Annotated in this window: 24 protein-coding genes, 1 pseudogene and 1 riboswitch; of the genes and pseudogenes, 5 read left to right on the forward strand and 20 right to left on the reverse strand. The window is 65.8% G+C overall.

Annotated elements, in window-relative coordinates:
• From glyA to G3O00_RS13060, 3 genes and pseudogenes are all read right to left on the reverse strand, one after another.
• Window positions 1-496, reverse strand: a pseudogene (gene glyA / locus G3O00_RS13050) (serine hydroxymethyltransferase); the annotation flags it as partial.
• Between the two features lie 241 nt (window positions 497-737).
• Window positions 738-1,517, reverse strand: a complete 780-nt coding sequence (locus tag G3O00_RS13055; protein WP_206143184.1) for an SDR family NAD(P)-dependent oxidoreductase — start codon at window positions 1,515-1,517, stop codon at window positions 738-740.
• Window positions 1,518-1,550: 33 nt separating this feature from the next.
• Window positions 1,551-2,798, reverse strand: coding sequence for a D-arabinono-1,4-lactone oxidase (locus tag G3O00_RS13060; RefSeq protein WP_206143185.1), 1,248 nt, complete (start codon window positions 2,796-2,798; stop codon window positions 1,551-1,553).
• A 170-nt stretch (window positions 2,799-2,968) separates the two neighbouring features.
• Here G3O00_RS13060 and G3O00_RS13065 point away from each other — a divergent pair, with 170 nt between their 5' ends.
• On the forward strand, window positions 2,969-3,973 hold the full coding sequence (locus G3O00_RS13065) for a helix-turn-helix domain-containing protein (RefSeq protein WP_206143186.1): 1,005 nt from the start codon (window positions 2,969-2,971) through the stop codon (window positions 3,971-3,973).
• 69 nt (window positions 3,974-4,042) lie between these two features.
• Here the strand turns inward: G3O00_RS13065 and G3O00_RS13070 are convergent, their stop codons facing one another.
• Both G3O00_RS13070 and G3O00_RS13075 read right to left on the reverse strand, forming a co-directional pair.
• Window positions 4,043-4,435: a 2-oxoglutarate dehydrogenase gene (locus G3O00_RS13070; RefSeq protein ID WP_241025113.1), complete on the reverse strand. Its 393-nt coding sequence runs from the start codon at window positions 4,433-4,435 to the stop codon at window positions 4,043-4,045.
• A 91-nt stretch (window positions 4,436-4,526) separates the two neighbouring features.
• The gene (locus G3O00_RS13075; protein ID WP_206143187.1) at window positions 4,527-6,368 is read right to left on the reverse strand and encodes a peptidase S10; all 1,842 of its coding nucleotides are present in this window, start codon (window positions 6,366-6,368) and stop codon (window positions 4,527-4,529) included.
• 241 nt (window positions 6,369-6,609) lie between these two features.
• Here G3O00_RS13075 and G3O00_RS13080 point away from each other — a divergent pair, with 241 nt between their 5' ends.
• Window positions 6,610-6,840: a hypothetical protein gene (locus G3O00_RS13080; protein WP_241025114.1), complete on the forward strand. Its 231-nt coding sequence runs from the start codon at window positions 6,610-6,612 to the stop codon at window positions 6,838-6,840.
• Between the two features lie 247 nt (window positions 6,841-7,087).
• Here G3O00_RS13080 and G3O00_RS13085 read toward each other — a convergent pair whose 3' ends face one another.
• The 8 genes from G3O00_RS13085 to G3O00_RS13120 form a co-directional block, all read right to left on the reverse strand.
• Window positions 7,088-8,902, reverse strand: a complete 1,815-nt coding sequence (locus tag G3O00_RS13085) for an ExeM/NucH family extracellular endonuclease (RefSeq protein WP_174932157.1) — start codon at window positions 8,900-8,902, stop codon at window positions 7,088-7,090.
• A 221-nt stretch (window positions 8,903-9,123) separates the two neighbouring features.
• Complete coding sequence (locus G3O00_RS13090) at window positions 9,124-10,065, reverse strand: CopD family protein (protein ID WP_206143188.1); 942 nt, start codon at window positions 10,063-10,065, stop codon at window positions 9,124-9,126.
• Complete coding sequence (copC, locus tag G3O00_RS13095; RefSeq protein ID WP_206143189.1) at window positions 10,062-10,442, reverse strand: copper homeostasis periplasmic binding protein CopC; 381 nt, start codon at window positions 10,440-10,442, stop codon at window positions 10,062-10,064. The genes G3O00_RS13090 and copC overlap by 4 nt, the downstream gene beginning before the upstream one ends.
• A gap of 14 nt (window positions 10,443-10,456) precedes the next feature.
• Window positions 10,457-10,804, reverse strand: coding sequence for a copper-binding protein (locus G3O00_RS13100; RefSeq protein ID WP_206143190.1), 348 nt, complete (start codon window positions 10,802-10,804; stop codon window positions 10,457-10,459).
• A gap of 67 nt (window positions 10,805-10,871) precedes the next feature.
• On the reverse strand, window positions 10,872-12,167 hold the full coding sequence (locus G3O00_RS13105) for a copper oxidase (RefSeq protein ID WP_206143191.1): 1,296 nt from the start codon (window positions 12,165-12,167) through the stop codon (window positions 10,872-10,874).
• Between the two features lies 1 nt (window position 12,168).
• Window positions 12,169-13,665 (reverse strand): TolC family protein, encoded by a 1,497-nt coding sequence (locus G3O00_RS13110; protein WP_206143192.1) that lies wholly within the window; start codon window positions 13,663-13,665, stop codon window positions 12,169-12,171.
• Complete coding sequence (locus tag G3O00_RS13115; protein WP_206143193.1) at window positions 13,662-13,943, reverse strand: hypothetical protein; 282 nt, start codon at window positions 13,941-13,943, stop codon at window positions 13,662-13,664. Before G3O00_RS13115 ends, G3O00_RS13110 begins: the two co-directional genes overlap by 4 nt.
• Before the next feature lie 90 nt (window positions 13,944-14,033).
• Window positions 14,034-14,435 carry a hypothetical protein gene (locus G3O00_RS13120; RefSeq protein WP_206143194.1) on the reverse strand — a complete coding sequence of 134 codons (402 nt, stop codon included), beginning with the start codon at window positions 14,433-14,435 and terminating at the stop codon, window positions 14,034-14,036.
• A 276-nt stretch (window positions 14,436-14,711) separates the two neighbouring features.
• Here G3O00_RS13120 and G3O00_RS13125 point away from each other — a divergent pair, with 276 nt between their 5' ends.
• Both G3O00_RS13125 and G3O00_RS13130 read left to right on the forward strand, forming a co-directional pair.
• On the forward strand, window positions 14,712-15,383 hold the full coding sequence (locus G3O00_RS13125; RefSeq protein ID WP_206143195.1) for a heavy metal response regulator transcription factor: 672 nt from the start codon (window positions 14,712-14,714) through the stop codon (window positions 15,381-15,383).
• A complete protein-coding gene (locus tag G3O00_RS13130) occupies window positions 15,380-16,789 on the forward strand; it encodes a heavy metal sensor histidine kinase (protein WP_206143196.1) in 1,410 nt (469 codons plus the stop codon). The genes G3O00_RS13125 and G3O00_RS13130 overlap by 4 nt, the downstream gene beginning before the upstream one ends.
• Before the next feature lie 82 nt (window positions 16,790-16,871).
• Here G3O00_RS13130 and G3O00_RS13135 read toward each other — a convergent pair whose 3' ends face one another.
• The 3 genes from G3O00_RS13135 to G3O00_RS13145 are packed head-to-tail and all read right to left on the reverse strand — an operon-like array spanning window position 16,872 to window position 18,694.
• Window positions 16,872-17,057 (reverse strand): DUF1289 domain-containing protein, encoded by a 186-nt coding sequence (locus G3O00_RS13135; protein ID WP_206143197.1) that lies wholly within the window; start codon window positions 17,055-17,057, stop codon window positions 16,872-16,874.
• Window positions 17,058-17,059: 2 nt separating this feature from the next.
• A complete protein-coding gene (dmeF, locus tag G3O00_RS13140; protein WP_206143198.1) occupies window positions 17,060-18,406 on the reverse strand; it encodes a CDF family Co(II)/Ni(II) efflux transporter DmeF in 1,347 nt (448 codons plus the stop codon).
• Between the two features lie 12 nt (window positions 18,407-18,418).
• Complete coding sequence (locus G3O00_RS13145; protein WP_089428418.1) at window positions 18,419-18,694, reverse strand: metal/formaldehyde-sensitive transcriptional repressor; 276 nt, start codon at window positions 18,692-18,694, stop codon at window positions 18,419-18,421.
• Between the two features lie 119 nt (window positions 18,695-18,813).
• Window positions 18,814-18,981, forward strand: a riboswitch (yybP-ykoY riboswitch).
• 78 nt (window positions 18,982-19,059) lie between these two features.
• Here G3O00_RS13145 and G3O00_RS13150 point away from each other — a divergent pair.
• Window positions 19,060-20,070: a sodium:calcium antiporter gene (locus G3O00_RS13150; RefSeq protein WP_174932146.1), complete on the forward strand. Its 1,011-nt coding sequence runs from the start codon at window positions 19,060-19,062 to the stop codon at window positions 20,068-20,070.
• A gap of 81 nt (window positions 20,071-20,151) precedes the next feature.
• Here the strand turns inward: G3O00_RS13150 and arsH are convergent, their stop codons facing one another.
• The 4 genes from arsH to G3O00_RS13170 are packed head-to-tail and all read right to left on the reverse strand — an operon-like array spanning window position 20,152 to window position 22,709.
• Window positions 20,152-20,889 (reverse strand): arsenical resistance protein ArsH, encoded by a 738-nt coding sequence (arsH, locus tag G3O00_RS13155; protein WP_206143199.1) that lies wholly within the window; start codon window positions 20,887-20,889, stop codon window positions 20,152-20,154.
• Window positions 20,867-21,289: an arsenate reductase (glutaredoxin) gene (gene arsC, locus G3O00_RS13160; RefSeq protein WP_206143200.1), complete on the reverse strand. Its 423-nt coding sequence runs from the start codon at window positions 21,287-21,289 to the stop codon at window positions 20,867-20,869. Before arsC ends, arsH begins: the two co-directional genes overlap by 23 nt.
• A 20-nt stretch (window positions 21,290-21,309) precedes the next feature.
• A complete protein-coding gene (arsB, locus tag G3O00_RS13165; protein ID WP_206143201.1) occupies window positions 21,310-22,380 on the reverse strand; it encodes an ACR3 family arsenite efflux transporter in 1,071 nt (356 codons plus the stop codon).
• Window positions 22,377-22,709: a metalloregulator ArsR/SmtB family transcription factor gene (locus tag G3O00_RS13170; protein WP_089463258.1), complete on the reverse strand. Its 333-nt coding sequence runs from the start codon at window positions 22,707-22,709 to the stop codon at window positions 22,377-22,379. Before G3O00_RS13170 ends, arsB begins: the two co-directional genes overlap by 4 nt.
• Window positions 22,710-22,907 lie beyond the last annotated feature (198 nt).

The following is a 22,907-nucleotide window of genomic DNA, read 5'->3' on the forward strand; positions in this document are numbered from 1 at the left end:
GTTCCTGCGCGAGCTTCTCGGCCGCTTCGTAGTCGATGTCTTCGTTTTCGTTCAGGCCGTAGCTCACCACGTTGAACCACTTGCCCGACATGTTCACGGGCGAGCCGTGCGTCAGGTGGCCGCCGTGTGCGAGGCTCATGCCCATGATCGTGTCGCCCGGCTTGAGCATCGCGAAGAACACGCCCTGGTTCGCCTGGGAACCCGAGTTCGGCTGCACGTTCGCCGCTTCCGCGCCGAACAGTTGCTTCACGCGGTCGATCGCCAGTTGCTCGACGACGTCCACGTATTCGCAACCGCCGTAGTAGCGCTTGCCCGGATAACCTTCCGCGTACTTGTTCGTGAGTTGCGAACCCTGCGCAGCCATCACGGCCGGGCTCGTGTAGTTTTCCGACGCGATCAGCTCGATGTGATCTTCCTGGCGGCGGTTTTCCTGCTCGATCGCGGCATAAAGTTCCGGATCGACGTTGGCAACGGTGCTGGTGGTGCGGTTGAACATGATGATTGACCAGTTGAGAGTGAATGACTGACCGCGGCTTGCCGGCTGCATGGTGTTTCGGCCTTCGCATTCCATCAGACGCGCCCTCGTTCAGCTAGAAGGATTCCGACATTCCGCTAGGACACCGCGCGCCGGGCGTGCAAAAAAAATCGAAGGGTCGCATCGCTGCGACACCTTCGACGGAACTTGCCTGCCGGGCGGGCGTGAGGCCTGCCCTTCAGCTTCTTGCGAGCAACAACAATCAGACGGCGGAGAAGCAGTTGTCGACGAACAGGTGCGTGCCGTTGACGAAACTCGACTCGTCGGAAGCGAGGAACAGTGCCGCCGCCGCGACTTCCGACGGCTCGCACAGGCGGCCTTGCTGAACCGCGATCGCCGCCTCGGTCGCGTCGACACCCATCGCCTGCAGGTCCCGGAGTTCGCGCATCCCGTGCGGCGTGCGGATGAACCCCGGCGCGAGCGCGTTGCACCGAATGCCGCGGTCGCGGTACTCGACCGCAATCGCCCGCGCGAACATGTGGCATGCGCCCTTGGTCGCGTCATACAGCACCTCGCCCGGCGTCGCGCACACCGCGGAAATCGACGACGTGCAGACGATGCTGCCGCGCCCCTTCTCCAGCATCTGCGGCAGCACCGCTTTCGTCATCAGGAACATGCTCTTCACGTTCACGCCCATCAGCCAATCCCATTCCGACTCCTCGATGTCGAGGAACGGTTTGACGATCAGCGTGCCGGCATGATTGAACAGGATGTCCGCGTTGCCGTACTGCTCCCGCGCGGCGTTCACGGCCTGCTGGACTTCGGCCTGTTTCGACACGTCGGCGCCGAAGCCGATCGCCTGCAGGCCCGCGTCGCGCAGCCGGGACGCGAGCGTTTCGGCGGCGTCACCGTCGCGGTCGATGATCGCGACCTTCGCGCCCTGTGCGGCGAACAGTTCGGACGCCGCGCCGCCACAGCCACCGGCGCCGCCGCTCACGATCGCGACCTTGCCGGCCAGGCGGCCGTCAATCTTGACATTCATGCTTCGTTCTCCAGTCTGGTTCGTTCGGTCTGCTCAACTGAACAGCGTCCGCAGGTGATCGTTGAGGAAATAGCCTTCGGGGTCCACGCTGCGGCGCAGCGCGCGGAACGCTTCGGCCTTCGGGAACCAGCGATCGACGTCCTCGCGGTTCGTGAAATGCAGCTTGCCCCAGTGCGGACGCGAGCCGTAATCGCGCAGGATCGTGTCGACGTCCTTCAGGAACGGCCAGTAGTCGACGCCGTTCGGGCCGCCCGAGCATGAAATGGTGACGCTGTCCTGGTGATTGAACGGGCTGATCCACGCCGGATCGCCCTTCGTGAAGCGGTACTCGACCGGGAAAATGCAGTCGCGGTGCTTCGTGAGGATGAGCTCGCGCACCCGGCGCAGCGCTTCCTTGCCGTGTTGCGCGGGCACCGCGTACTCGAGCTCGTGGAAGTTCGGCACGTAGTGGATCGCGTACACCTCGGAGCTGTAGGCGATCTTCTCGTGCTCGCCTTCGTGGAACGTGCGCGCGTCGGTGACATCCATCACCTTGATCTCGCACACGTCGTAGTCCTTCTTCGAATTCGACACCTTCGTGGTGTCGGGCAGGCAGTAGAGATCGCGGCTGGCGGACGTCGGGCACCAGAAGAAGCTGAAATGCCGGTGCTTCGCGGCCAGGTCGTCGTATTGCGCCATCAGCGCGTCGAAATCCTCGCGCCATACGCGATCGTGCAGCCAGAACGCGTCCGTCACCTGCAGCGTCAGCTCCGACACCACGCCGAACATCCCGATGTTGACCTGCGTCGCATGCAGCAGGTCGAGGTCCTGCCGGTCGCTCACGGTCATGATCGAGCCGTCCGGACGCACGATGCGCATCCCGACGACCTGTGACGACAGGTTGCTCAGCGTCGTCCCCGTGCCGTGCGTGCCGGTGGCCAACGCGCCGGCAATCGCCTGCGAATCGATGTCGCCCTGGTTGACGAGCGACAGGCCGAGTTCCTTCAGGTGCCGCGTCACCGCATTGATCTTGGTGCCGGCCTTCACGGTCACGCGCTTGCGCGCTTCATCGACCTCCACGATGCCCTGGTAATCCTGCAGCGACAGCAGCAGGCCGCTGGTGGCCACGACGGGCGTGAACGAGTGCCCCGACCCGGCGCAGCGCACGTGCTTGCCTTGCCGCGTCGCGGTGTGCACCAGCTCCGCGATCTCGGCCTCGCGGGTCGGCGACGCCAGGTGCGCGGCCACGCACGACTGATTGCCGACCCAGTTTCTCCAGAATCCGCCACGGGGAAGTTCCATCACCGTCTCTCCAGCGTCGTATTGGTGCCAAAGGTAAGGTGCCGAAAGGTTTTCCACTATCGGATTTCGGCAAGTTAGGGTTTTGACGAGGCGCCCCCCGTCCGGCGCTTTTTGACCGGCGCGGCGAGCGGCTACAATGAATCGATCCGGCCCGCCCCTTCCCGCCCTCGATGACGCCGTCTGCCCAACCGAGCGATTTCTCCGGCAACCCGCTGTTCGCGCGAACGGTCGCGTTCTGCGCGTTCACCGACGTGGAGGAACAGGCGCGCTCGTTCGACGGCTGGAACATGAACTACACGCAGATCTCGGGCGGGCTGTTTCATGGCTCGTCGTCGATCATGTCGCTGGGCGGCATCAAGCTGCTGGTCGAGGATCTCGACAAGGTCATCCTGCAGCAAGGCGCGGTGCCACTGGAGCGAATCGCCGTGGCCGTGCCGCTGGAACTGGAAGGCCACGCGCGCCTGTGCGGCGAGAAGAGCGGGCGTGACAGCCTGCACGTGTTTTCGAGCCAGCCGGAATTCGAGTTCTATTCGCCCGACCGCCATTTGCTGGTGAACGTCGAAATCGAGCCGGAGAAGCTGTCGACGCAGGCGCTGCGTACGGTTGCCGAATCTCTGCGCGCTCGCACCCATGCACCGGTGATCCCGATGGCGACCGGTGTGGCCGACCATCTGCGCGACCTGCTGCGCCAGACGCTCGCCGCCGCGGCAAAAACCACACACATCGGCGATGCAACGACGCAGGACAGGATCGAACTGCTCGAACGCACCGTGCTGTACGCGATCTCGGAAGTGATGACGGCCGCCACGCCGGATGCCGGCGCGCAGATCGTGCGCCCGACGAAATACTGGTCGCTGGTCAATGCGGTGCGGGAACGGCTGCAGGATGCATCGACCTGCCCGCTGTCGATCGCCGAGCTGTGCGTGGAACTCGGCGTCAGCCGGCGCACCGCGCAATACGCGTTCCAGGACACGTTGAACCTGAACCCGATCGCGTACCTGCGGGCCGTGCGGCTGAATCACGTGCGCCGCGAGCTGCGGCTCGGCGACTCCGTGACGTCCGCGGCCACCAAATGGGGCTTCTGGCACCTGAGCAGTTTTGCGCAGGACTATCGCGCGATGTTCGGCGAACTGCCGTCGGCCACCGCGAAGCGCTACGCGCGCCAGGCCACCTAGCACCTTTCGTTCACTTTCCGGCGGCCAGTTACGAAGGAGTCCGCACCGGCCGCCGCCCTGCCTGCTACGTCACTCGTCCTGCTGTTCCTGCTGCGCCTGCACCTGCCGCTGCTGGATGAACTGCCGCACATCGCTCATCGTCACGCGGCCGGTGTGCTTCGCATCGATCTCGTCGAAGTGCTTCGACACGAAACCCAGGCCATTGCTCTGCGCCTGCGCTTTCGTCACGGCCGCGCCGTTGCTCAGCACCGTATTGGCGCCGAGCCGCGCGTCGACACGCTGCTGCGCCTGCTGCTGCAGCGTCGAGCCGGTCGACGGCAACACCGGCGCCGCTTTCGTGGCAGGAAAGAACGGACCGTCGACACCGTGCCCGCCGTGCGGCAACTTCACCGGCGCCACCGCCTGCGGCGGCAACGCATAGGCACTGCTCATCACGGCACCGAGGACGATCAACGGAGACATACGCCGCATCAAATTGATTAGGGACATGATCACTCGCATTCAATGGATGAATAGAGGGTTCCTTTGACAAGGAGTCCGTCGCTCAGGGCGCTCAAGGAGCCGCCGCCAGCGTCGTCGCGGCGGTTGCGCCGGGGACGCTGCCGGTCGGGACGCTCGGCGGGTTTTCATCCGGCCACGGCGGCGGCAGCGTATGCAGCGTCAGTGCCGTCGGAATCCGCGCGCCCTTGTAGAACGTCTTCAGGTCCCGCTTCATCTGCGGACGGGCGACGTCGTCCAGGTAGATCATGTGGCCACCCTGGAAGAAGTTCACCTGCAGCTTCGGATTGAAGCCCTTCACCGTCTGCAGCCGCGCGAGTTGCTTCTCGGTGTTGAAGAACGGCGTCGCGAGATCGTGGAAGCCGTTCTCCGACAGCACGCGAAGCTTCGGGTTGAGCTGCAGCGCACCGAGCAGATCGGGGATCGTGTCGGGCATCGGCTGGCCGTCGTGCGTGAAGTCCCAGACGCCGATGATGTTGTCGTTCAGCGGCAGGTACGTCGCGTTCGGGGCGGTGTAGCCGAGGTAATCCGGCATCTGCGTCGCGAGCGCGTTCGTGAACGGCTGCGAAATCAGGATGTCGGACGGATCGCCGTCGTTCTGCAGCCGCGGATCGGAGTTCGGCAACGACACGCGTCCGTCATACCGGCCGATCGTCGTCCCGGGCAGCAGGCTCGTGCCGAACGGATTCGCGTTGAAGTAGCCGCGCAGCGCCTGTTGCGTGAGGCTCGACGGGATCGACCACAGCTTGAGCGTCGCATCGCTCGGGAACACCGGCGTGCCGAGCGCATCCGGAATGCCGAGCTGGCTCAACACCCAAGACTGCGAATACTTCTGCAGCTGGTTGTAGATCAGCGTCGTGAACAGTTCCGTCTGCAGTGCGTACAGATCCTGGTTCACCGGGGCCGGCGAAACCTGGTTGAAGTACGCCGCGACCGCCGCATAGCCCGGCAGGTAGCCGGCCACGGTATCGGTATCGAGCAGCAGCCCTTCCGTCGACTGCGTGATCGCCACCGCTTCCGTCGCATCCGCGAAGTAGTTCAGGATCGCCGACTGCAGCACGATGCCCGTCAGGTGCACGCCGGCCGATTCGAGCGCCAGCGCGAGCATGTCGGTGCGCGGCGTGCCGTACGATTCGCCGTACAGGTAGATCGGCGACGTGCTGCGGCTGTTGACGTTCAGGTAGCGCTGGATGAAGTCGCGCATGATGTTCACGTCCGCATCGGAACCCCAGTACTTCTGGTTGGTGTTCGGCAACACGGCTTCCGACAGCCCCGTTCCGGGCGGGTCGATGAACACGAGGTCGGTGGTGTCGATCAGGCTTTCGGCGTTGTCGACGAGCGGATAGTTCGGCCAGTTGGCGCCGAACAGCGGATCGGGCGTGGCCACGCGGGTCGGCGCGAACGAGCCGAGCCGCAGCCAGATCGACGACGAGCCGGGGCCGCCGTTATAGACGAACGTGACGGGGCGGGGCTTGCCGTTCGTGCTCGGCGCGGTGTACGCGACATACGACATCGACGCTTCCGCATTGCCGCTCGCGTCCTGCGCGGTCAGGTGGCCGGTGGTCGTCGTGTAGTTGACGGTCGTGCCGCCGTTCTTCCACTGGTAATGCATGACGGCCGTTTTCTCGGACACCTGCGCGGGGGCAAGGCCGTCGGTCGCATTCATCGAATACGCGACCAGGTCGACGTACGGCTGGTTGGCCGGCGTTTGCCCGGCTGCTTGCGCGCTGGCCTGCTGGCTGGCGGTGGCCTGCGCGAGGCTCGACGCACCGACGGACGACGAATCGTCGCCGCCGCATGCCGCGAGCGCCAGAGTCATGACGGTCAATGCGCCTAGCCCGGCCAACCGGCCGTGACGGCCACGGCGGCTGCCGGTACAGCTCCTGTCTGGTTTCATCTCTTTCCTTGTGGCTGGTTCTGATACCACTTCACAAAGGCCGCCAACGCCTGCGAAACGCGCAGGCCTACCCGCCACTCGCGTTGCACGGTCGGCAGTCAGCGGTTGGGGATGGGACTTCTCAGAGACTGAACTTGATACAGACACAGCAAACTGCTGGCGAGAATGATGCTCGGACGCGCCCCCTGCAGTTTGGACAACTTTTATATGACCCAAATTTACGACAACACAAAAATAGGCGGTGCTGCGCCGCGTTGTCAAAGATCATTCGGATATTAAAAATCCCGCAATGATGCTAACGGCGGACAGTGTCTGGCAATTGAAAGAAAGCGGGATTATTCACGCATTGCGCGCTCCACTGACAATAATCCGCCGAATCCGCCGCTTTTATCGCACAACCGGCAATCCTTTACTGGCGCTGATGCTGCGCGTCGAAAGCCTTCAGATCACCAGAATTATTCTTTCATTTTAATTATCTGGGATCGATTAATTCGGCACGACATCGCGTATAGACCGTCACTCGATGATTCGAGTCACTTCAACCATTCTTCAATCGATGCGCTTATCCGCATCACGCCACCCATAAAATACCGATTTCGCTAATTCCTGAAAAATTCGGCGGAATTATTTACCCGCGATCCGGCCGGCGTGTGCGGTCGAAATGAAGCGCGGCGTGCAGCCTCGCCGCACGCCGCGCTTCATTCGCGTTCAAACCGCCATTACTTCCCGCCACCCGGCAGCGCGATATCGATCAGCACCGGATCGTGATCCGACGAGCGATACGCATCCGGCGCGTAGAACGTCTTCTGCTGCTCCGCCGACTTGTACGCGAGCGTGTACTGCAGCGCGAGCGGTTCATCCGCGTTGATGTGCCATTCGTGCACGGCCTTCACGTGCGACGCGAGCGGCAGCGTCGCGAGCGCGTGATCGAGATAGCCGGCTTCGCCGTTGTACACGTAGCTGTACGCATTCGCGCCGATCCAGCGCGCGACGAGGTTGCGGTAGCCGCGCGATTCGAGCGTGCGGATCGGGTCTTCGTATGTGTAGCTGTTGAAGTCGCCGATCAGCAGCACGCCCTGGCCGGCGACGCCCGTCGGGTTGCCGGCGAGCCAGTCGGCCACCTTCGCGGCCGCGCGCGTGCGCGTCGGGTTCCAGCAGCCCTGGCCGTCGCCCTGGTCGAGATCGTCGTTCGCGGCATCCGGGCAGTTCTTCGACTTCAGGTGGTTCACGGCCACCGTCAGCGACTGCTTGTTGCCGTTGATCAGCCGGAACGACTGCGCGAGCGGCTGGCGGTTCTTGTCGTCGATCGCGAGCGTGGCAGCGCGGCCGACCGGCTCGACCTTGCGGCTGTCGTAGATCATCGCGACCGTGATCGCATCGCCGCCGAGGCGCGACACGCCCGGATCGACGACGCGCCAGTTGTTGCCGAGCTTCGCCGCGAGCTGGCGCACCGCGCTCAGTTCGCCGTAGCCGTTGTTCTGGATTTCCATCAGGCCGATCACGTCGGCGTCGATCGCCTTCAGCGCGCTGACGATCTTCGCTTCCTGGCGCTGGAATTCCTGGAAGTTCTTCGCGCCGCGGTTGTTCGGATCGTCGAAGCCGCCCCCGAGACCGTTGCCGTTGAAGTAGTTCAGCACGTTGAACGATGCAACACGCAGGTTCGATTTCGGATCGCGCGCCGGTGCGTTGGTGCGCGGGTTCGTGCGCGCCTCGAATGCCGGCACGGCCGCGCCCGGCAGCGGCTGCACGCGCCATGCGCCGTAACGCACCTCGAGCACGCCTTCGATGTCGCGCACCGTGTAGCCCGCACGCAGCGTGTTCGCGGCCGACAGGCCCGGCGCCGGGTACGGCACCGTGGCGGGGTTCTGCTTGTTCGAGCCGTCGTCGAGAACCAGGCGGTTGCGTGCGTTCGCATCGATCTGCGTCTGCGCTTGCGCGGGCGGCACGACGCTCGTCGGCGTGCGCAGGCGGCCGTTGCTGAGCATCACGCTGCCGTAGCGGCCGAGCTCGTAGTTGTCGGTGACGTTCAGCGTCTGCGGCAGGCGCACGAGCATCCCTTCATACGCGGCGAATGCGTTCGGGCTGTCGACCGGCAGCGTGAGCGTCGCGGGCGTGACGGTCTGGTTGTTCGCGCACACCGCGATCGCGCCCGACTGCGTGAGCTGCGTCTGGCCGTATTTCTCCTCGACCTTGCCGGTCACGTGCACGAGGTCGCCCGCTTTGGCGCGCACTTTCGGCGCGTAGACGAACAGGCCTTCGGACACGCCCGGCTGGTTGCGGCGCTGCGCGTCGGCCTGCTGGACGAAGAAGCCGCCGAAGCCGTCCGTGCCGCCGAAATCGGCGGTGACGACGGCTTCGATCGACACGTTCTGGCCGGCGAGCGGCGACGGTGCGCCCGGCCCCTGGATATCGGCGATCGGCGTCGTGCTGCCGCCGCAGTTCGGGCTGACGGGCGCGGCAGTGGCGGCGAAAACCGGCGCGGCGAGCGTCGGGAGCAGCAATAGCGGGGTGATGAGGCGGATTGTCGAGCGCATGTCGGGGAATCCCGGTTGTGAGGGTGGCGAAAGCTTAGCGGCGCTCAATGACAGTTTTTGGTAATTGAAAGACAGGTAGATGTAACTATTTTTATCGTGGTGCGATCGCCATCAATCGCACGTTTGCCCCTGAAAAAGCGGGGAAATCGTCTGATGAAAAACTACCGCGCCCTTGACGATTACCCCGCGAGCCCTCGCTGCCGCAGCGTCGCGGCGCCGCGCTACACCGTGCCCGGCAACGCGCTCGACACGAGCACGGCCGCGATCATCAGCACGCCGCCGAGCACCACCGCCTCGATCCGCAACACCGTGCCGAACCGTTGCAACGAACCGGCCGGCATCGCGGCTGCCGGATCCTTCAGCGCGGCCAACAGATTCGGCATCCCGAAGAAGCGGTTATGCCCGCCGAGCGCCGCCGCGATCAGCACGAGTGCGAGCTTCAGCAGCAGGATCTGCCCGTACGCCGATGCGAGCAGGTTGGCGGGCGTATCGACGCCGCGCCAGCCGTTGTACGCGCCGGTCGCGAACAGCACGATCAATGCGAAGGTCGACGCATCGGACAGCGACTGCACGAACGATGCGCCGGTCGTGCGCTCGCTCGCGGGCATCGCGACAAGCCTCGGCATCACGCCGAATGCCGTCACGAGCACGAGCCCGACCCACGCGCTGATCGCCAGCAGATGCAGCCAGTCGATCCACACCGGCACGCTGAACAGCCCGGCATCCACCGGATGCCCGCCGTTGCTGCGCGCGAGCGCGACGCAGGCGAGCGCGGCCCACATCGCGAACGGCACGCGCTTATCGTTCGAACGCCTGACGAACGACAGCACCACGACGACGAGCATGAACACCGCACCGGCCAGCCACGCATGACCGAACCCGGTACCCGCGAGCATCGAGCAGACGGCCGGCCCCGCTTCGAGCAACGACACCTCGCTCATCAACGCGCAGTGCGCCCAGAACGCGGTGATGCTCGCGGCCAGCGAGCAGACGGACGCGATGCGCAGCGTCGCGACGAGCCGGCGGCCGATGCCGTGCTGCCACGCCGACGCGCCGCGCGCGAGCCAGTTGCTGCCGAGCAGCGCGCCGACGACGACGGCGAACCCGGCGTTCTGGATCGCCACCGACACGAGCCGCAGGAGACCGATGACGCCGTCGTTCACCCCTTCACCCGGAACGTATAGGTGCCCTTCGTGCGATGCGCGTCGGCCGTCATCGCCGCCCACTGCACCGTGTACGCGCCGGGCGCGAGCTTCGGCATCGCGAGCGTCATCACGCGCGGGCTCGCCGCATCGACCTTCGCCTTTTCCTGCGTGACCGCGTTGCCGTTCGCGTCCGACACCTTCACCGAGCTGAACGCCGGTTCGAGGTCTTCGTTGAAAGTGAGCCGCAACGTGTCGGGCGCCGTGTCGACCGTGCTGCCCGTCGCCGGTGCGGCGCTTTCCAGCTTGCCGTGCGCGGATGCGGCGACCGGCGCGGCGGCGAGCATCGCGCCGGTCGCGACGATCGCGGCCAGCCGCGTGAGGTTCGGGATCTTCATGTTCACGCTCCGCGTCACGGCTTCTTCAGCTCGACGACAGTCAGCGCGCCGTCCACGTCTTGCGCGACGAAGTCGATCTTGTCGCCGGCTTTCACCTGCGACAGCATCGCCGGGTCCTTCACCTTGAACACCATCGTCATCGCATCCATCCCGAGGTTTTCCAGCGGGCCGTGCTTGATCGTCAGCTTGCCGGCGGCCGTGTCGACCTTGCGAATCTCGCCGTGCGACATGCCCTCTTTCGCCGCGGCTGCCTGCTTCGCACCACCGCTCATGTCCATGCCCGCCATGTCGCCGGCCGCGTACGACGCGCCGGAAAACGCCAGCGCACACCCCATTGCCATCGAAACCAGTCCCTTCTTCATCGTGTCGACTCCCAGTGAATGAAATGAAACCGGCGGCCGCCCATGCGCGGCCGCCGCATGCTGCTGCTCAGCCGTCCGGCAGTTCGCCGGTGTACTCGTACGCGACGGTGCCCTTCGGATGCCTGAACCAGCCCGGATCGCGATAGTCGTTGCGGCCGAGCCCCTGCCGCACCTTGCAGACCGTGAACATGCCGCCCATCTCCAGCGGCCCGAACGGGCCCGTGCCCGTCATCATCGGCAGCGTGTTGTCGGGCAGCGGCATCTCCATGCCGCCCATCGCGCCGCCGGTGCTGCCCATCGCCATGTAGTCGGGCACGAGCTTGCCGATGCGCCGCGCGAGATCCTTCTGCGGCATGCCGATCAGGTTCGGCACCTGGTGGCCCATCGCATTCATCGTGTGATGCGACTTGTGGCAATGGAACGCCCAGTCGCCCGGACGATCGGCCGTGAACTCGATCGCACGCATCTGGCCCACCGCGACATCGGCCGTCACTTCCGGCCAGCGCGCGGCCGGCGGAATCCACCCGCCGTCGGTGCCCACGACTTCAAAGCTGTAGCCGTGCAGGTGGATCGGATGGTTCGTCATCGTCAGGTTGCCGAAGCGAATCCGCACACGGTCGCCTGCGCGCACCGGCAACGGATCGATGCCCGGGAACACGCGCGAATTGAAGGTCCACATGTTGAAGTCGGTCATCTCGTTCACGCGCGGCGTGTAGCTGCCCGGATCGATGTCGTACGCGGCGAGCAGGAACACGAAATCGCGATCGACCGGCATCGTGCCGCGATCCTTCGGATGCACGATGAACATGCCCATCATCCCCATCGCCATCTGCACCATCTCGTCGGCGTGCGGGTGGTACATGAACGTGCCGTGCGATTCGAGCTGGAACTCGTAGACGAAGGTCTTGCCCGGCGGGATATGCGGCTGCGTGAGGCCGCCGACACCGTCCATCCCGTTCGGCAGCCGCAGCCCGTGCCAGTGGATCGTCGTGTGCTCGGGCAGCCGGTTGGTCACGAAGATGCGCACCTTGTCGCCTTCGACCGCCTCGATCGTCGGGCCCGGCGACTGGCCGTTGTAGCCCCACAGGTTCGCGTTCATGCCGGGCGCCATCTCGCGCACGACGGGCTCGGCCGTCAGGTGGAACTCCTTCCAGCCGTTCTTCATTCGCCACGGCAGCGTCCAGCCGTTCAGCGTCGCGACGGGCGTGTACGGGCGGCCGTTCGGCGGCACGAGCGGCGGCTGCGTGGCGGTTTTCGCCATCGTGGGCGCTTCGGGCAGCGACGCGGCGCTGGCCTTGCTGACCATCGCGGCGCCCAGCAGCGCGGCGCCCGAGCCGCTGAGAAATTGTCGACGGGACACCATGTCAATGACCTTCCGGATGCGTTTGCGTCGCGGGCGCCGGTTGCGCCGCGGGGGTGGATGCCGGCTGCGGCGCAGCGTCGGCGTTGGGAGTGGCTTCGGGTGGGGCGGATTGCGTCGCGCGTGGCGTGGCGCCCGGCGACGGCAGCCGGCCCCCGACGGCCATCTGCAGATCGGTTTCGGCGAGCCAGTAGTCCGTCAGCGCATCGATGTAGCCGTTGACCGCGCCGACCTGTTCGCGCGCATCGGTCAGCAGCTCGAACACGCTCGCGAGCATCCCGTTGTAGCGCAGCAGCAGTTCGTCGGAGATCGTCTTGCGCAGGGGCACGACTTCGTCGCGATAGTGCGTCGCGGCGTCGTAGCTCGTCACGTATGCCGCATACGATTCGCGCACGTCGGAGCGCGCATCGATGGCCGTTTTCGCGAGCCGGTTCGCCGACTGCATGTAGATGGCCTCGGCCCGCGCGACCTTCGCGCCGCCCCAGTCGAACAGCGGAATCTCGACGCTGATCTCGTAGCCGTGCTCGTGCCCCTTGCCGGTCTCGTAGTTGTTCACGTAGCCGAGGTCGACCGCATTGACGAAGCGCGTGGCCTTGCTCAGGCCCAGCGACGACGCGACGCCCTGCGTCTGCAGCTTCGCGGCCTGGATGTCGAAACGGTTGCTCATCGCGAACCGCTCGAGATCGGGCAGGTTCGGCCGCGCCTTCGGCAGGTCGGGCAAGCGCTCGGGCAGCGTGTACTGCGTGCGCTCGCCCCACAGCCCCATCGCGCGCGTGAGCTTCTCGCGCGCGGCCACGGCCTGCTGGCGCGCCTTCGCGTGCTGCGCGACCGCATCGGCATGGAACGCCTGCTCGCGTGCGTAATCGAGCCGGCTGAAGTTGCCGGCCTGCCGCATGCGCAGCGCGAGTTCGGCAGCCGCGCTCCCGGCATCGCGCACCTGCTGCGCATAGTTCGCGGCCTGCTCGGCGGCGACGGCCTCGACGTATGCGCGGCGTGCGTCGGCGGCCACCTTCAGCATCGCGTCGGCCGTTTCGAGCTTGGTCTGCTCGAAGCGGCGGCGCTCGATGTTCGTCGCGAGCGGCATCGTCAGCAGCGCGAACACGTTCGCCGAGAACGTGCGGCCGAGCGTCAGCTCGCCGTCGCCGGCACGGGTGCGGCTGAACGCGAAGCGCGGGTTCGGCAGCCGGCCGGCCTGGACGAGATCGGCCTCCGACAACCCCAGTTCCGCGTACGACGCCTGCAGGCCACGGTTGTTCAGCAGCGCGACCTGCACCGCATCGTCGATCGACAGCGGCTTGGCCAGCAGTTCCTTCGTGCGCCTGTCGACGGCTTCGCGGTCGGCGTCGGTCTTGACCACCACCGCGTCTTTCCCGATGCGTTCCGACGCGGCGGACGACACCACGTCGAAACCGCCGTCCTTCGAAAACGTCGTGCAGCCCGCGAGGAACGCCAGCACGGCCGCCGCCGCGCCGATCCTCGGCGATATCGCAAGCATCGTCATCGCGCGGCTCCTTCGTGCTTCGAATGCGCGGCGCTGTTTCCAGCCGCGCCGCCGGTCGCACGTCCTTTCGCGGGCCGCTCCATCACGTCACGGTTCAGTTGTTTCCAGCCCGGGCCTTCGTCGTCCCGATACGGCCGGTAGCCGTCGAATACGGACGTCACGGTGACATCCGGAACGGCCACGGTGGCGTCCGCCGGATCGGGCAGCGGGGTTTGCGCAGGCGCGAGCGACGGCACGAAGGCCGCCGCGCCAAGCAGCGCCGCAGTAATCAATCGCATGAATGGGTCTCGTCGTGAGTCGTCCGGCGGCACGGATGCCGCCGCCGGAGCGGTTTGCAGAGCGCGGCCGGTCAAGGCCGCGGGCAGGGTCTAGACGAGAAGCCGGCGCGGCGGCCGGTCGATGCCGCCGGTCAGGAACGACACGACGACGGGCGTCAGCGCGAAAGAGACGAGCGCGATACCGATCCCCGACGCAACGGACATCGCAGAAAGATCCGCCATGCCGGTGCCCAGGCAGCAGGCCCCGCACGCGGAGCACGGCTGGGCATGTCGCGCATGATGGTCGTGCGTGTGCTGACGCTCATGCTGGCCACCGTGCGCGTTCGGCATTGCATGTGGCACTGCCTCGACAGCGCTTGCCCCGTCTTGCGCGTGCGGCACGGCAACGACCGCATCCGCGCCCGCACACGCCATCGACACGGTCGCGAACGACTGGATCGGCAGGCTCAGCGCCAGCAGCACGACGACGAGGAATTTGCGCCAGTACGACATGGATGCGGAATCAGGCAGGCAACGACCGGATCGGCCGGCGCGGCGCCGCGACGGCGCGCTCCGGGGACAAGACGGCCGCAGCTTATCGCCGCCGCGGTGACGACGACATGGCCGAAACATGACGGAATTTTCACGCAACGCGGGCAACGCGGCGCACACGCTTCATGACAATTCCGTCATCCCGCGATCATCCTTCGCGCACGCACGGCGCCGTAAGCTCACGCGTTACACTGACCGGCTGGAATCAAGGATGAATCACGGACGGCCTGCCTCACCATGCGGATACTGATAGTCGAAGACGAACCCAAGATGGCGTCGTACCTCCGGAAAGGGCTGATGGAGGCGAGCTACACGGTCGACGTCGCGGAAAACGGCAAGGACGGGCTGTTCCTCGCGCTGCACGAGGAATTCGATCTCGTCGTGCTCGATGTGATGCTGCCGGAAATGGACGGCTTCGAGGTGCTCAAGCGGCTGCGCACGCAGAAGCAGACGCCCGTGCTGCTGCTCACGGCGCGCGAGGCGATCGAGGACAAGGTCGCCGGGCTCGAACTGGGTGCCGACGACTACCTGCTCAAGCCGTTCGCGTATGCCGAGTTCCTCGCGCGCATCCGCTCGCTGCTGCGGCGCGCGCCGCGCAACGTACGCGACATCCTGCATGTCGCCGATCTCGAAGTCGACCTGATCCGCCGCCGCGTGCGGCGCGCCGACACCCGCATCGACCTGACCGCGCAGGAATTCGCGCTGTTGCAACTGCTCGCCGAGCGCGAGGGCGAAGTGCTGACGCGCACCTTCATCACGTCGCAGATCTGGGACATGAATTTCGACAGCGACACGAACGTCGTCGATGCGGCGATCAAGCGCCTGCGCGCGAAGATCGACAACGCCCATGAGAAGAAGCTGATCCACACGATCCGCGGCATGGGCTACGTGCTCGAGGATCGTTCGTGACGCGCAGCCCCGGCTCGTATTCGCTGCTGCGACGCCTGACGCTCGCGTTCGCCGTCGTCGCCGCGCTCGTGTTCGCGCTGACCGGCGCGTACCTGTACCGCTCGCTGTCCGCCGAACTCACGCGGCGCGACGACATCGAGATCTCCGGCAAGCTCAACCAGTTCCTGCAGCTCGCGCGCGCGAGCGGATCGATCGCCGCGCTGCGGGCCGATCCGGCCGTGTTTCACGAGGTGCTGCTGTCGCATCCGGGCGTGTATCTCGGCATCTACGATGCGCAGCACCGCCCGATCGTCGAGCATTCCGACGAGGCCGGCAACACGCTCGCATCGGTGATCTCGGCGCCGCATCCGGCCGGCAAAGCCAGCGGGCCGTTCACCTGCTCACCGCCCGGCATCGGCACGTCGCGTTGCGTGTACGCACGTGCCACGCTGCCGTCGGGCGACGCGATCCAGGTCGCGCTCGCGCGCACGGCGACCGATCGCCAGTCGCTGCTCGAAAGCTATCGCGTCGACATCTGGCTCGCGGCGGCCGTGGGCGCGCTGCTGGTCGGCGCGCTTGGTTACGCGGTCGCGTCGCGCGGCCTGCGCCCGGTCGAGAGCCTCGGCCGGCAGACGTCGCGCATCGAGGCGCACAACCTGAACGCGCGGCTCAACGCCCGTGGCGGCCCGGTCGAGCTGCGCGAGCTCGCGACGTCGGTCAACCGGATGCTCGACCGCCTCGAACGCGCGTTCGTGCGGCTGTCGCAATTCTCGTCCGATCTCGCGCACGACATGCGCACGCCGCTTGCCAACGTGATCAGCTCGTCGCAGGTCACGCTGTCGCGCGCGCGCACGACCGAGGAATACGAAGCGCTGATCGATTCGAACATCGAGGAATGCGAGCGGCTGCAGCGGATGATCGAGAACATGTTGTTTCTCGCGCGCACCGACAATGCACGGCAGCACCTGAAGACCGCCGAGCTCGACGCGGGCAGCGAGCTGCGCCGGCTCGCGTCGTATTTCCAGGCGCTGGCCGACGAAGCCGGCGTGCGCATCGACGTGCGCGGCGAAGCGCCGGTCACCGCCGATGCGACGCTGTTCCGGCGCGCCGTCAGCAACCTCGCGTCGAACGCGCTCGAACATGCGGAAGCTGCGTCGACGATCGAGCTGGCCGTTGCCGCGCAAGGCGGGTATGCGGTCGTCGAAGTCACGAATCGCGGCGCCGCGATTCCGCCCGAACAGGTCGACAAGATCTTCGAGCGCTTCTATCGCATCGATTCGTCGCGGCACGGCGCGGCGCGCAATGCGGGGCTCGGGCTCGCGATCGTGAAATCGATCATGGAGCTGCATCGCGGCAAGGTCGAGGTCGCGAGCCGTGACGGTCGCACGACGTTTGCGCTTTATTTTCCGCGCAACGCCGAAGGGTAAGCCGTTCGCCTGGCAACTTGCATCTGAGTGACGGCCGATGCAACACCAAACGAAGCACGACCACCACCGCCGCTGAACGCCTTCACTCCCCCGTCTCGCGCCGGACCTTCGCTTGCCGGCGCGTGCGGTCGTTCAGTATCTGGTGCCGGCGATGGTCGGTCATCTTCTTCCAGTCACGTGCCTCGTCGCGCGTCCTCAAGCAACCCACACAGAATCCGGTACGGCCATCGAACGCACACAGCTCGATACACGGCGATTTCACGGCCACGGTCAGGCCGCCTTCGCAGGCATCATCACTTCGACGGTCACGTGCGACACGCCGCCGAAGCCCTTGACCAGCGCATGGTAGAAGCGCGCGTCGCGCGCCGCATCGACAGTCTCGACCGACACGATCGCGCTCATGTGGCCGGGGCCGACGCGCCACACGTGCAGGTCGTTGACCTTGTCGCCCAGCGCCTCGATCGCGCGACGCACACGCTCCGTCAGCTTGCGATCGACGTTGACGTCGAGCAGGATGCCGCCCGTATCGCGCATCAGCCCGTACGACCAGTTCGCGATGACGAGTGCGCCGATGATGCCCGCGACGGGGTCCATCCAGACCCAGCCGAATGCCCGTGCGAGCAGCAGCCCGATGATCGCCAGCACCGACACCGCGGCATCGGCGATCACGTGAACGTAGGCCGACCGGATGTTGTGATCGCGGACCGCGGCAGCGTGCACGCCTTCATGATGATCGTGTTCGACGAACGTCAGCGCGTGCTCGTTGCCGTTCAGCATCACGATCGCGTCGAACGCATGGGGCTCGGGGATGGTCTCGCGCGATTCCAGGAAGCCGTCGCGCGCGACCATCGTGAAATGCTGTCGCGATTGGTCGGGACGGACGGTTGTGATCGAGACGGACACGCCGTCGAGGCTCGACCCGCCCGTGGCCGGCGCGATCCGGAACACCGGCGGCACACCATCCTCGAACACCGACACGTCGAACACGCCCGCTGTCGAGAAGACCTTCATGGCTTCGTCCGCGTGATCGTCGTGCTCATGCCCATGCCCATGCCCATGCCCATGCCCATGCCCATGCCCATGCCCATGCCCATGGCCGTGGCCATGTCCGTGACCGTGACCGTGCCCATGGCCATGGCCATGCGCATGGTGATGGTCGCCGCTCAGCAGCCACACGCTGGCGAGGTTCACCGCGAGCCCCAGCACGGCAATCGGAATCGCTTCGCCGAAGTGAATGGGAACGGGCGCCAGCAAACGCGCAATGGCCTCGTAGCCGATCAGGATCGCGATCATCGCGAGCACGATCGCGCTCGTGAACCCGGCCAGGTCGCCCAGCTTGCCGGTGCCGAACACGAAGCGCGGATCGTCGGCATGCCTGCGCGCATAGGTATAGGCCAGCGCGGCGATCAGCATCGCGCCTGCGTGCGTCGACATGTGCAGCCCGTCGGCGACGAGCGCCAGCGAACCGAACAGCGTACCGCCGACGATCTCGGCCACCATCATCGCCGAGCACAGTCCGATCACCATCCACGTCCGCCGCTCGTTCTGCTCGTGCGCCGCGCCGAGGAAAATGTGGTCGTGCCCCGCGCCGAACGCGTCATTCGTGAAATTGCCCATGTTCCGCCCCGATTACTTGAAATAGCTGTGCACCACGTCGATCAGCTGCTCGGTCGCGCTGCCTTCGTGCTCGTCCGGCCCATGCGCATCGACCATGTGCTCGCGAATGTGATCCTCCAGCACGACGGCCAGCAGCCCGTTCATCGCGCCGCGACAACTCGTGATCAATTGCAGCACCTCGTTGCAGCCACGCTCGTCCCCGAGCGCGCGCTCGATTGCCTCGACCTGGCCCTTGATACGGCGCACGCGGTTCAGCAGCTTCTGTTTTTCACGAACGGTATGGCTCATCGATGACGGACTCCAACATAGGGAGGGGGAGTATATATCCGGGAGGCTGCCCCTATAGGGGAGAGGGGTATATTTTTTGAGATGAAGGCTTGTCGAAAGCAATTCGCTCGGCTAGACTGCCCTTCGTCTTTGGGGAGTAGCCTGCTTTCCATCCCCGGAAAGCGAACGCGTCAACACACTCGGCCTGCGGCCGTGGCGCGTTCAGCCTGATCGGCTTGGCGAGACCATGGGCGCATCGCGTCGTTCCTGGTCGGACGTCGTCGGATGCGCCATGGTTCGTCAGCGTCCGACCACGGAGTCCCCATGTTCCCCACTCTCTCCCCGCGTTTCGCTGCCATCCGCGCGCATGCCTGCGGAGGTGCCGCATGACCTTCATGTTCCTCGAACTGGCGTTCATGCTGATCGTCATCCTCATCGCCGCCGAAGTCTTCACCAATGCGCTCGAACATCTCGGCGAGCGCCTGAAGATTTCCGAAGGCGTCACGGGTTCGCTGTTCGCGGCCGTCGGCACCGCGTTGCCCGAAACGATGGTGCCGCTGCTCGCGCTCGCCGGTGGCACGGCCAACCAGGCCGTGAACGAGGAGATCGGCGTCGGCGCGATTCTCGGCGCGCCGCTGATGCTCGCGACGCTCACCACCTTCCTGATGACGCTCGCGGTGATCCGCTCGCGCGGACTGCGCGGCACGATCGCGCCCGAACGCACGGGCTTCGTGCGCGACATGAACTACTTCCTCGCCGCGTTCTCGCTGGCCACCGCCGCGATGTTCGTCCCGCATCACAACTGGGCCGTGCGCGCGCTGCTCGCCGCGATGCTGGTCGGGATCTACGTGATGTATGTCGTGATGACGTTCCGCGCGTCGAACCAGCTCGTCGATGCCGGGCACGGCACCGAGGCGCCGCACACGATGTTCCTGTCACGCCTCGGTATGCCGACCAACCTCGCAACGATTGCGCTGCAACTGCTCATCGGCCTCGCGCTGCTGGTCGGCGGGGCGAAGGGCTTCATTCACGGCGTGGAAGGTGTATCGCAGGTGCTCGGTGTGTCGGCGCTGCTGCTGTCGCTGATCATCGTGCCGATCGCGACGGAGTTGCCGGAGAAGGTCAACAGCGTGCTGTGGATCCGCCGCAAGAAGGACACGCTCGCGTTCGGCAACATCACCGGCGCGATGGTGTTCCAGGGCACGCTGCTGCCGGCGATCGGCATCATGCTCACGCCGTGGGAGCCGCGCCCCGAAGTGCTGACCGGCGTAATCATCACGCTCGCAGCGGCGGCGTGGCTGCGCTTCAATGCCCGCACGCGCGGGCTGGCGATCTGGGCACTGCTGGCGAACGGCGCGGGGTATGCGGGGTATCTGTTCCTGACGCTGGCGCGCTGATCCTGCTCAACGGACGCGCCGGGCACGATTGTGCTGCCCGGCGCAAACGGAGCGTCATCGCGCCGCGCGCCGGAAAGCGGCTCAGATGCGCGCCTGGTTCACACGCTGCGACAGTTGCTCGGCGCTTTCCTTGCGCTCGCTGTACCGGTCCGTCAGATACGCGCCGACGTCGCGCGTCAGCAGCGTGAACTTGACCAGTTCCTCCATGACGTCGACGACCCGATCGAAATACGCGGACGGCTTCATCCTGTCGTCGTCGCCGAACTCCATGAACGCCTTCGCGACGGACGACTGGTTCGGGATGGTCAGCATGCGCATCCAGCGCCCGAGCACCCGCATCTGATTGACCGCGTTGAACGACTGCGATCCGCCGCTGACCTGCATGACCGCCAGCGTCTTGCCCTGCGTCGGACGTACCGCGCCGACCGACAACGGAATCCAGTCGATCTGCGCTTTCATCACGCCGGTCATCGCGCCGTGCCGCTCGGGGGAGCACCACACCATGCCCTCCGACCATTGCACGAGTTCGCGCAACTCGGCCACCTTCGGGTGATGCTCCGGCGCATCGTCAGGCAGCGGCAAGCCGGCCGGATTGAAGATCCGGACATCGGCGCCCATCGCCGTCAGCAACCGCGCCGCCTCCTCGACCAGCAGCCGGCTGAACGAGCGCGTGCGCAACGACCCATAGAGAAGCAGGATTCGTGGCGGATGCGTCGACGGCTGCGCGGGCTGCAGGCGGCTCGCGTCCGGCACGCGAAAGAGCGTGCCATCGAGTTGCGGCAGATCGTTCAGTCGCTCAGACACGCTTGCCCTCCGCATCGATCACGATTTCGCCGTCTTCCTTCGCAAACGGCCCTTGCTGCGGATCGGGCAGGATATCGAGCACCTGCTCGGACGGCCGGCACAGCCGTGTGCCGAGCGGCGTCACGACGATCGGGCGATTGATCAGGATCGGGTGAGCGACCATGAAGCCGAGCAGATCGTCGTCGCTCCATTTCGGATTGTCGAGATCGAGTGCTTCATACGGTGTCCCTTTGCGCCGCAGCACATCGCGCACGGGGATGCCCATCGCCGCGATCAGCGCGCGCAGTGCGTCCTGGCTCGGCGGCGTTGTTAGGTAAAGCACGACGCGAGGCTCGACGCCCGTGTTGCGAATCATCGCCAGCGTGTTGCGCGACGTGCCGCAATCGGGGTTGTGATAGATCGTGATGTCGGTCATTTCCGGATTCCTGAATGGTTTCACGCGCACTCGTACCAGCCCTTCGAACGGTTGACGACGCGCACGACGAGCAGCATCACCGGCACTTCGATGAGCACGCCGACGACGGTCGCGAGCGCTGCGCCGGAGTGGAAGCCGAACAGACTGATCGCGGCGGCCACCGCCAGCTCGAAGAAATTGGACGCGCCGATCAGCGCCGACGGACACGCAATGCTGTGTTGCTCGCCGACAAGGCGATTGAGCCCGTAGGCGAGCGCCGCGTTGAAGAACACCTGGATCAGGATCGGCACCGCGAGCAGCGCGATCACCAGCGGTTGCTTCAGGATCGCCTCGCCCTGGAACGCGAACAGCAGCACCAGCGTGGCCAGCAGCGCGGCGATGGACCACGGGCCGATCTTCGTCATCGCGCGGTCGAAAGCCGCCGGCCCCCTGGCGAGCAGCAGCCGGCGCCACACTTGCGCGACGATCACCGGGATGACGATGTAGAGCACGACCGACGTGAGCAGCGTCGCCCACGGCACCGTGATCGCGGACATCCCCAGCAACAGGCCGACCAGCGGCGCGAACGCGATCACCATGATGCTGTCGTTCAGCGCGACCTGCGACAGAGTGAACAGCGGATCGCCGCCCGTCAGCCGGCTCCACACGAACACCATCGCCGTGCACGGCGCGGCGGCCAGCAGGATCAGGCCGGCGATATAGCTGTCGATCTGGTCGGCCGGCAGCAGCGGCGCGAACAGCTGCCGGATGAACAGCCAGCCGAGCAACGCCATCGAAAACGGCTTGACGAGCCAGTTCACGACGAGCGTGACGCCGATCCCGCGCACGTGCTGCCGAACCTCATGCAACGCGCCGAAGTCGACCTTGACGAGCATCGGCACGATCATCACCCAGATCAACAGGCCGACGGGCAGGTTGACCTGCGCGTATTCCATGCGGCCGATGTGCTGGAAAAGCCCAGGCAGCGCCTGGCCCAGCGCGATGCCGAGCACGATGCACAGTGCCACCCAGGCGGTCAGGTAGCGCTCGAAGAAACCGATGGCGGGCTGTGCCGCCACGGCTTGCGGCCGTGCAACGTCCGAGCCGGTCATGCGTCGCCTCCGCAGCAATCGGGCGCCGCCGGTACACCGCAGGCCGCGCCGGCACAGCAGTTCTCGGTCAGGAACCCGATGAGCCCGCTCATCGATTCGAAATTCGCCGCGTAATAGATGAACCGGCCGTCCTGGCGCGCAGTGACCAGGTCGGCGTGCGACAGATCCTTCAGATGAAACGACAGGCTCGATGGCGACAGCCCGATTTGCTGGGCGATCGCACCAGCCGGCAGCCCTTCGGGCCCGGCCACGACCAGCGCGCGGAAGATGGCGAGGCGCGCTTCATGAGCAAGCGCGCCCAGGGCGCGCACGACGAGATTGGAGTCCATGCCGCGAAGGATAGCGTCATCATTTCGATATTTCAAGTATTGTTGAAATGATGGTGCCGATCCCGTGCGTGGTGACACTCAACCCGGCACTCAACCCCGTTGCGCACCGTCAACCGCAGCCGCACGCGCCGCTTCCGGCCCGATACGCACGGCGCCGGTGCGGCCGCCCGCCTTGCGGACGGGCGACGCACCGGCACG

This window comes from Burkholderia sp. Ac-20384, from assembly GCF_017104605.1.
GTDB classification, from domain to species: domain Bacteria; phylum Pseudomonadota; class Gammaproteobacteria; order Burkholderiales; family Burkholderiaceae; genus Burkholderia; species Burkholderia lata.

What these genes read in the sequence shown, in the direction of transcription:
- G3O00_RS13055 (WP_206143184.1), bottom strand. Translation starts at nt 1,517, where the DNA reads ATGAATGTCAAGATTGACGGCCGCCTGGCCGGCAAGGTCGCGATCGTG.
- G3O00_RS13060 (WP_206143185.1), bottom strand. Translation starts at nt 2,798, where the DNA reads ATGGAACTTCCCCGTGGCGGATTCTGGAGAAACTGGGTCGGCAATCAG.
- G3O00_RS13065 (WP_206143186.1), top strand. Translation starts at nt 2,969, where the DNA reads ATGACGCCGTCTGCCCAACCGAGCGATTTCTCCGGCAACCCGCTGTTC.
- G3O00_RS13070 (WP_241025113.1), bottom strand. Translation starts at nt 4,435, where the DNA reads ATGTCTCCGTTGATCGTCCTCGGTGCCGTGATGAGCAGTGCCTATGCG.
- G3O00_RS13075 (WP_206143187.1), bottom strand. Translation starts at nt 6,368, where the DNA reads ATGAAACCAGACAGGAGCTGTACCGGCAGCCGCCGTGGCCGTCACGGC.
- G3O00_RS13085 (WP_174932157.1), bottom strand. Translation starts at nt 8,902, where the DNA reads ATGCGCTCGACAATCCGCCTCATCACCCCGCTATTGCTGCTCCCGACG.
- copC (WP_206143189.1), bottom strand. Translation starts at nt 10,442, where the DNA reads ATGAAGATCCCGAACCTCACGCGGCTGGCCGCGATCGTCGCGACCGGC.
- G3O00_RS13100 (WP_206143190.1), bottom strand. Translation starts at nt 10,804, where the DNA reads ATGAAGAAGGGACTGGTTTCGATGGCAATGGGGTGTGCGCTGGCGTTT.
- G3O00_RS13105 (WP_206143191.1), bottom strand. Translation starts at nt 12,167, where the DNA reads ATGGTGTCCCGTCGACAATTTCTCAGCGGCTCGGGCGCCGCGCTGCTG.
- G3O00_RS13110 (WP_206143192.1), bottom strand. Translation starts at nt 13,665, where the DNA reads ATGACGATGCTTGCGATATCGCCGAGGATCGGCGCGGCGGCGGCCGTG.
- G3O00_RS13115 (WP_206143193.1), bottom strand. Translation starts at nt 13,943, where the DNA reads ATGCGATTGATTACTGCGGCGCTGCTTGGCGCGGCGGCCTTCGTGCCG.
- G3O00_RS13120 (WP_206143194.1), bottom strand. Translation starts at nt 14,435, where the DNA reads ATGTCGTACTGGCGCAAATTCCTCGTCGTCGTGCTGCTGGCGCTGAGC.
- G3O00_RS13125 (WP_206143195.1), top strand. Translation starts at nt 14,712, where the DNA reads ATGCGGATACTGATAGTCGAAGACGAACCCAAGATGGCGTCGTACCTC.
- dmeF (WP_206143198.1), bottom strand. Translation starts at nt 18,406, where the DNA reads ATGGGCAATTTCACGAATGACGCGTTCGGCGCGGGGCACGACCACATT.
- G3O00_RS13145 (WP_089428418.1), bottom strand. Translation starts at nt 18,694, where the DNA reads ATGAGCCATACCGTTCGTGAAAAACAGAAGCTGCTGAACCGCGTGCGC.
- G3O00_RS13150 (WP_174932146.1), top strand. Translation starts at nt 19,060, where the DNA reads ATGACCTTCATGTTCCTCGAACTGGCGTTCATGCTGATCGTCATCCTC.
- arsH (WP_206143199.1), bottom strand. Translation starts at nt 20,889, where the DNA reads ATGCGGAGGGCAAGCGTGTCTGAGCGACTGAACGATCTGCCGCAACTC.
- arsC (WP_206143200.1), bottom strand. Translation starts at nt 21,289, where the DNA reads ATGACCGACATCACGATCTATCACAACCCCGATTGCGGCACGTCGCGC.
- arsB (WP_206143201.1), bottom strand. Translation starts at nt 22,380, where the DNA reads ATGACCGGCTCGGACGTTGCACGGCCGCAAGCCGTGGCGGCACAGCCC.
- G3O00_RS13170 (WP_089463258.1), bottom strand. Translation starts at nt 22,709, where the DNA reads ATGGACTCCAATCTCGTCGTGCGCGCCCTGGGCGCGCTTGCTCATGAA.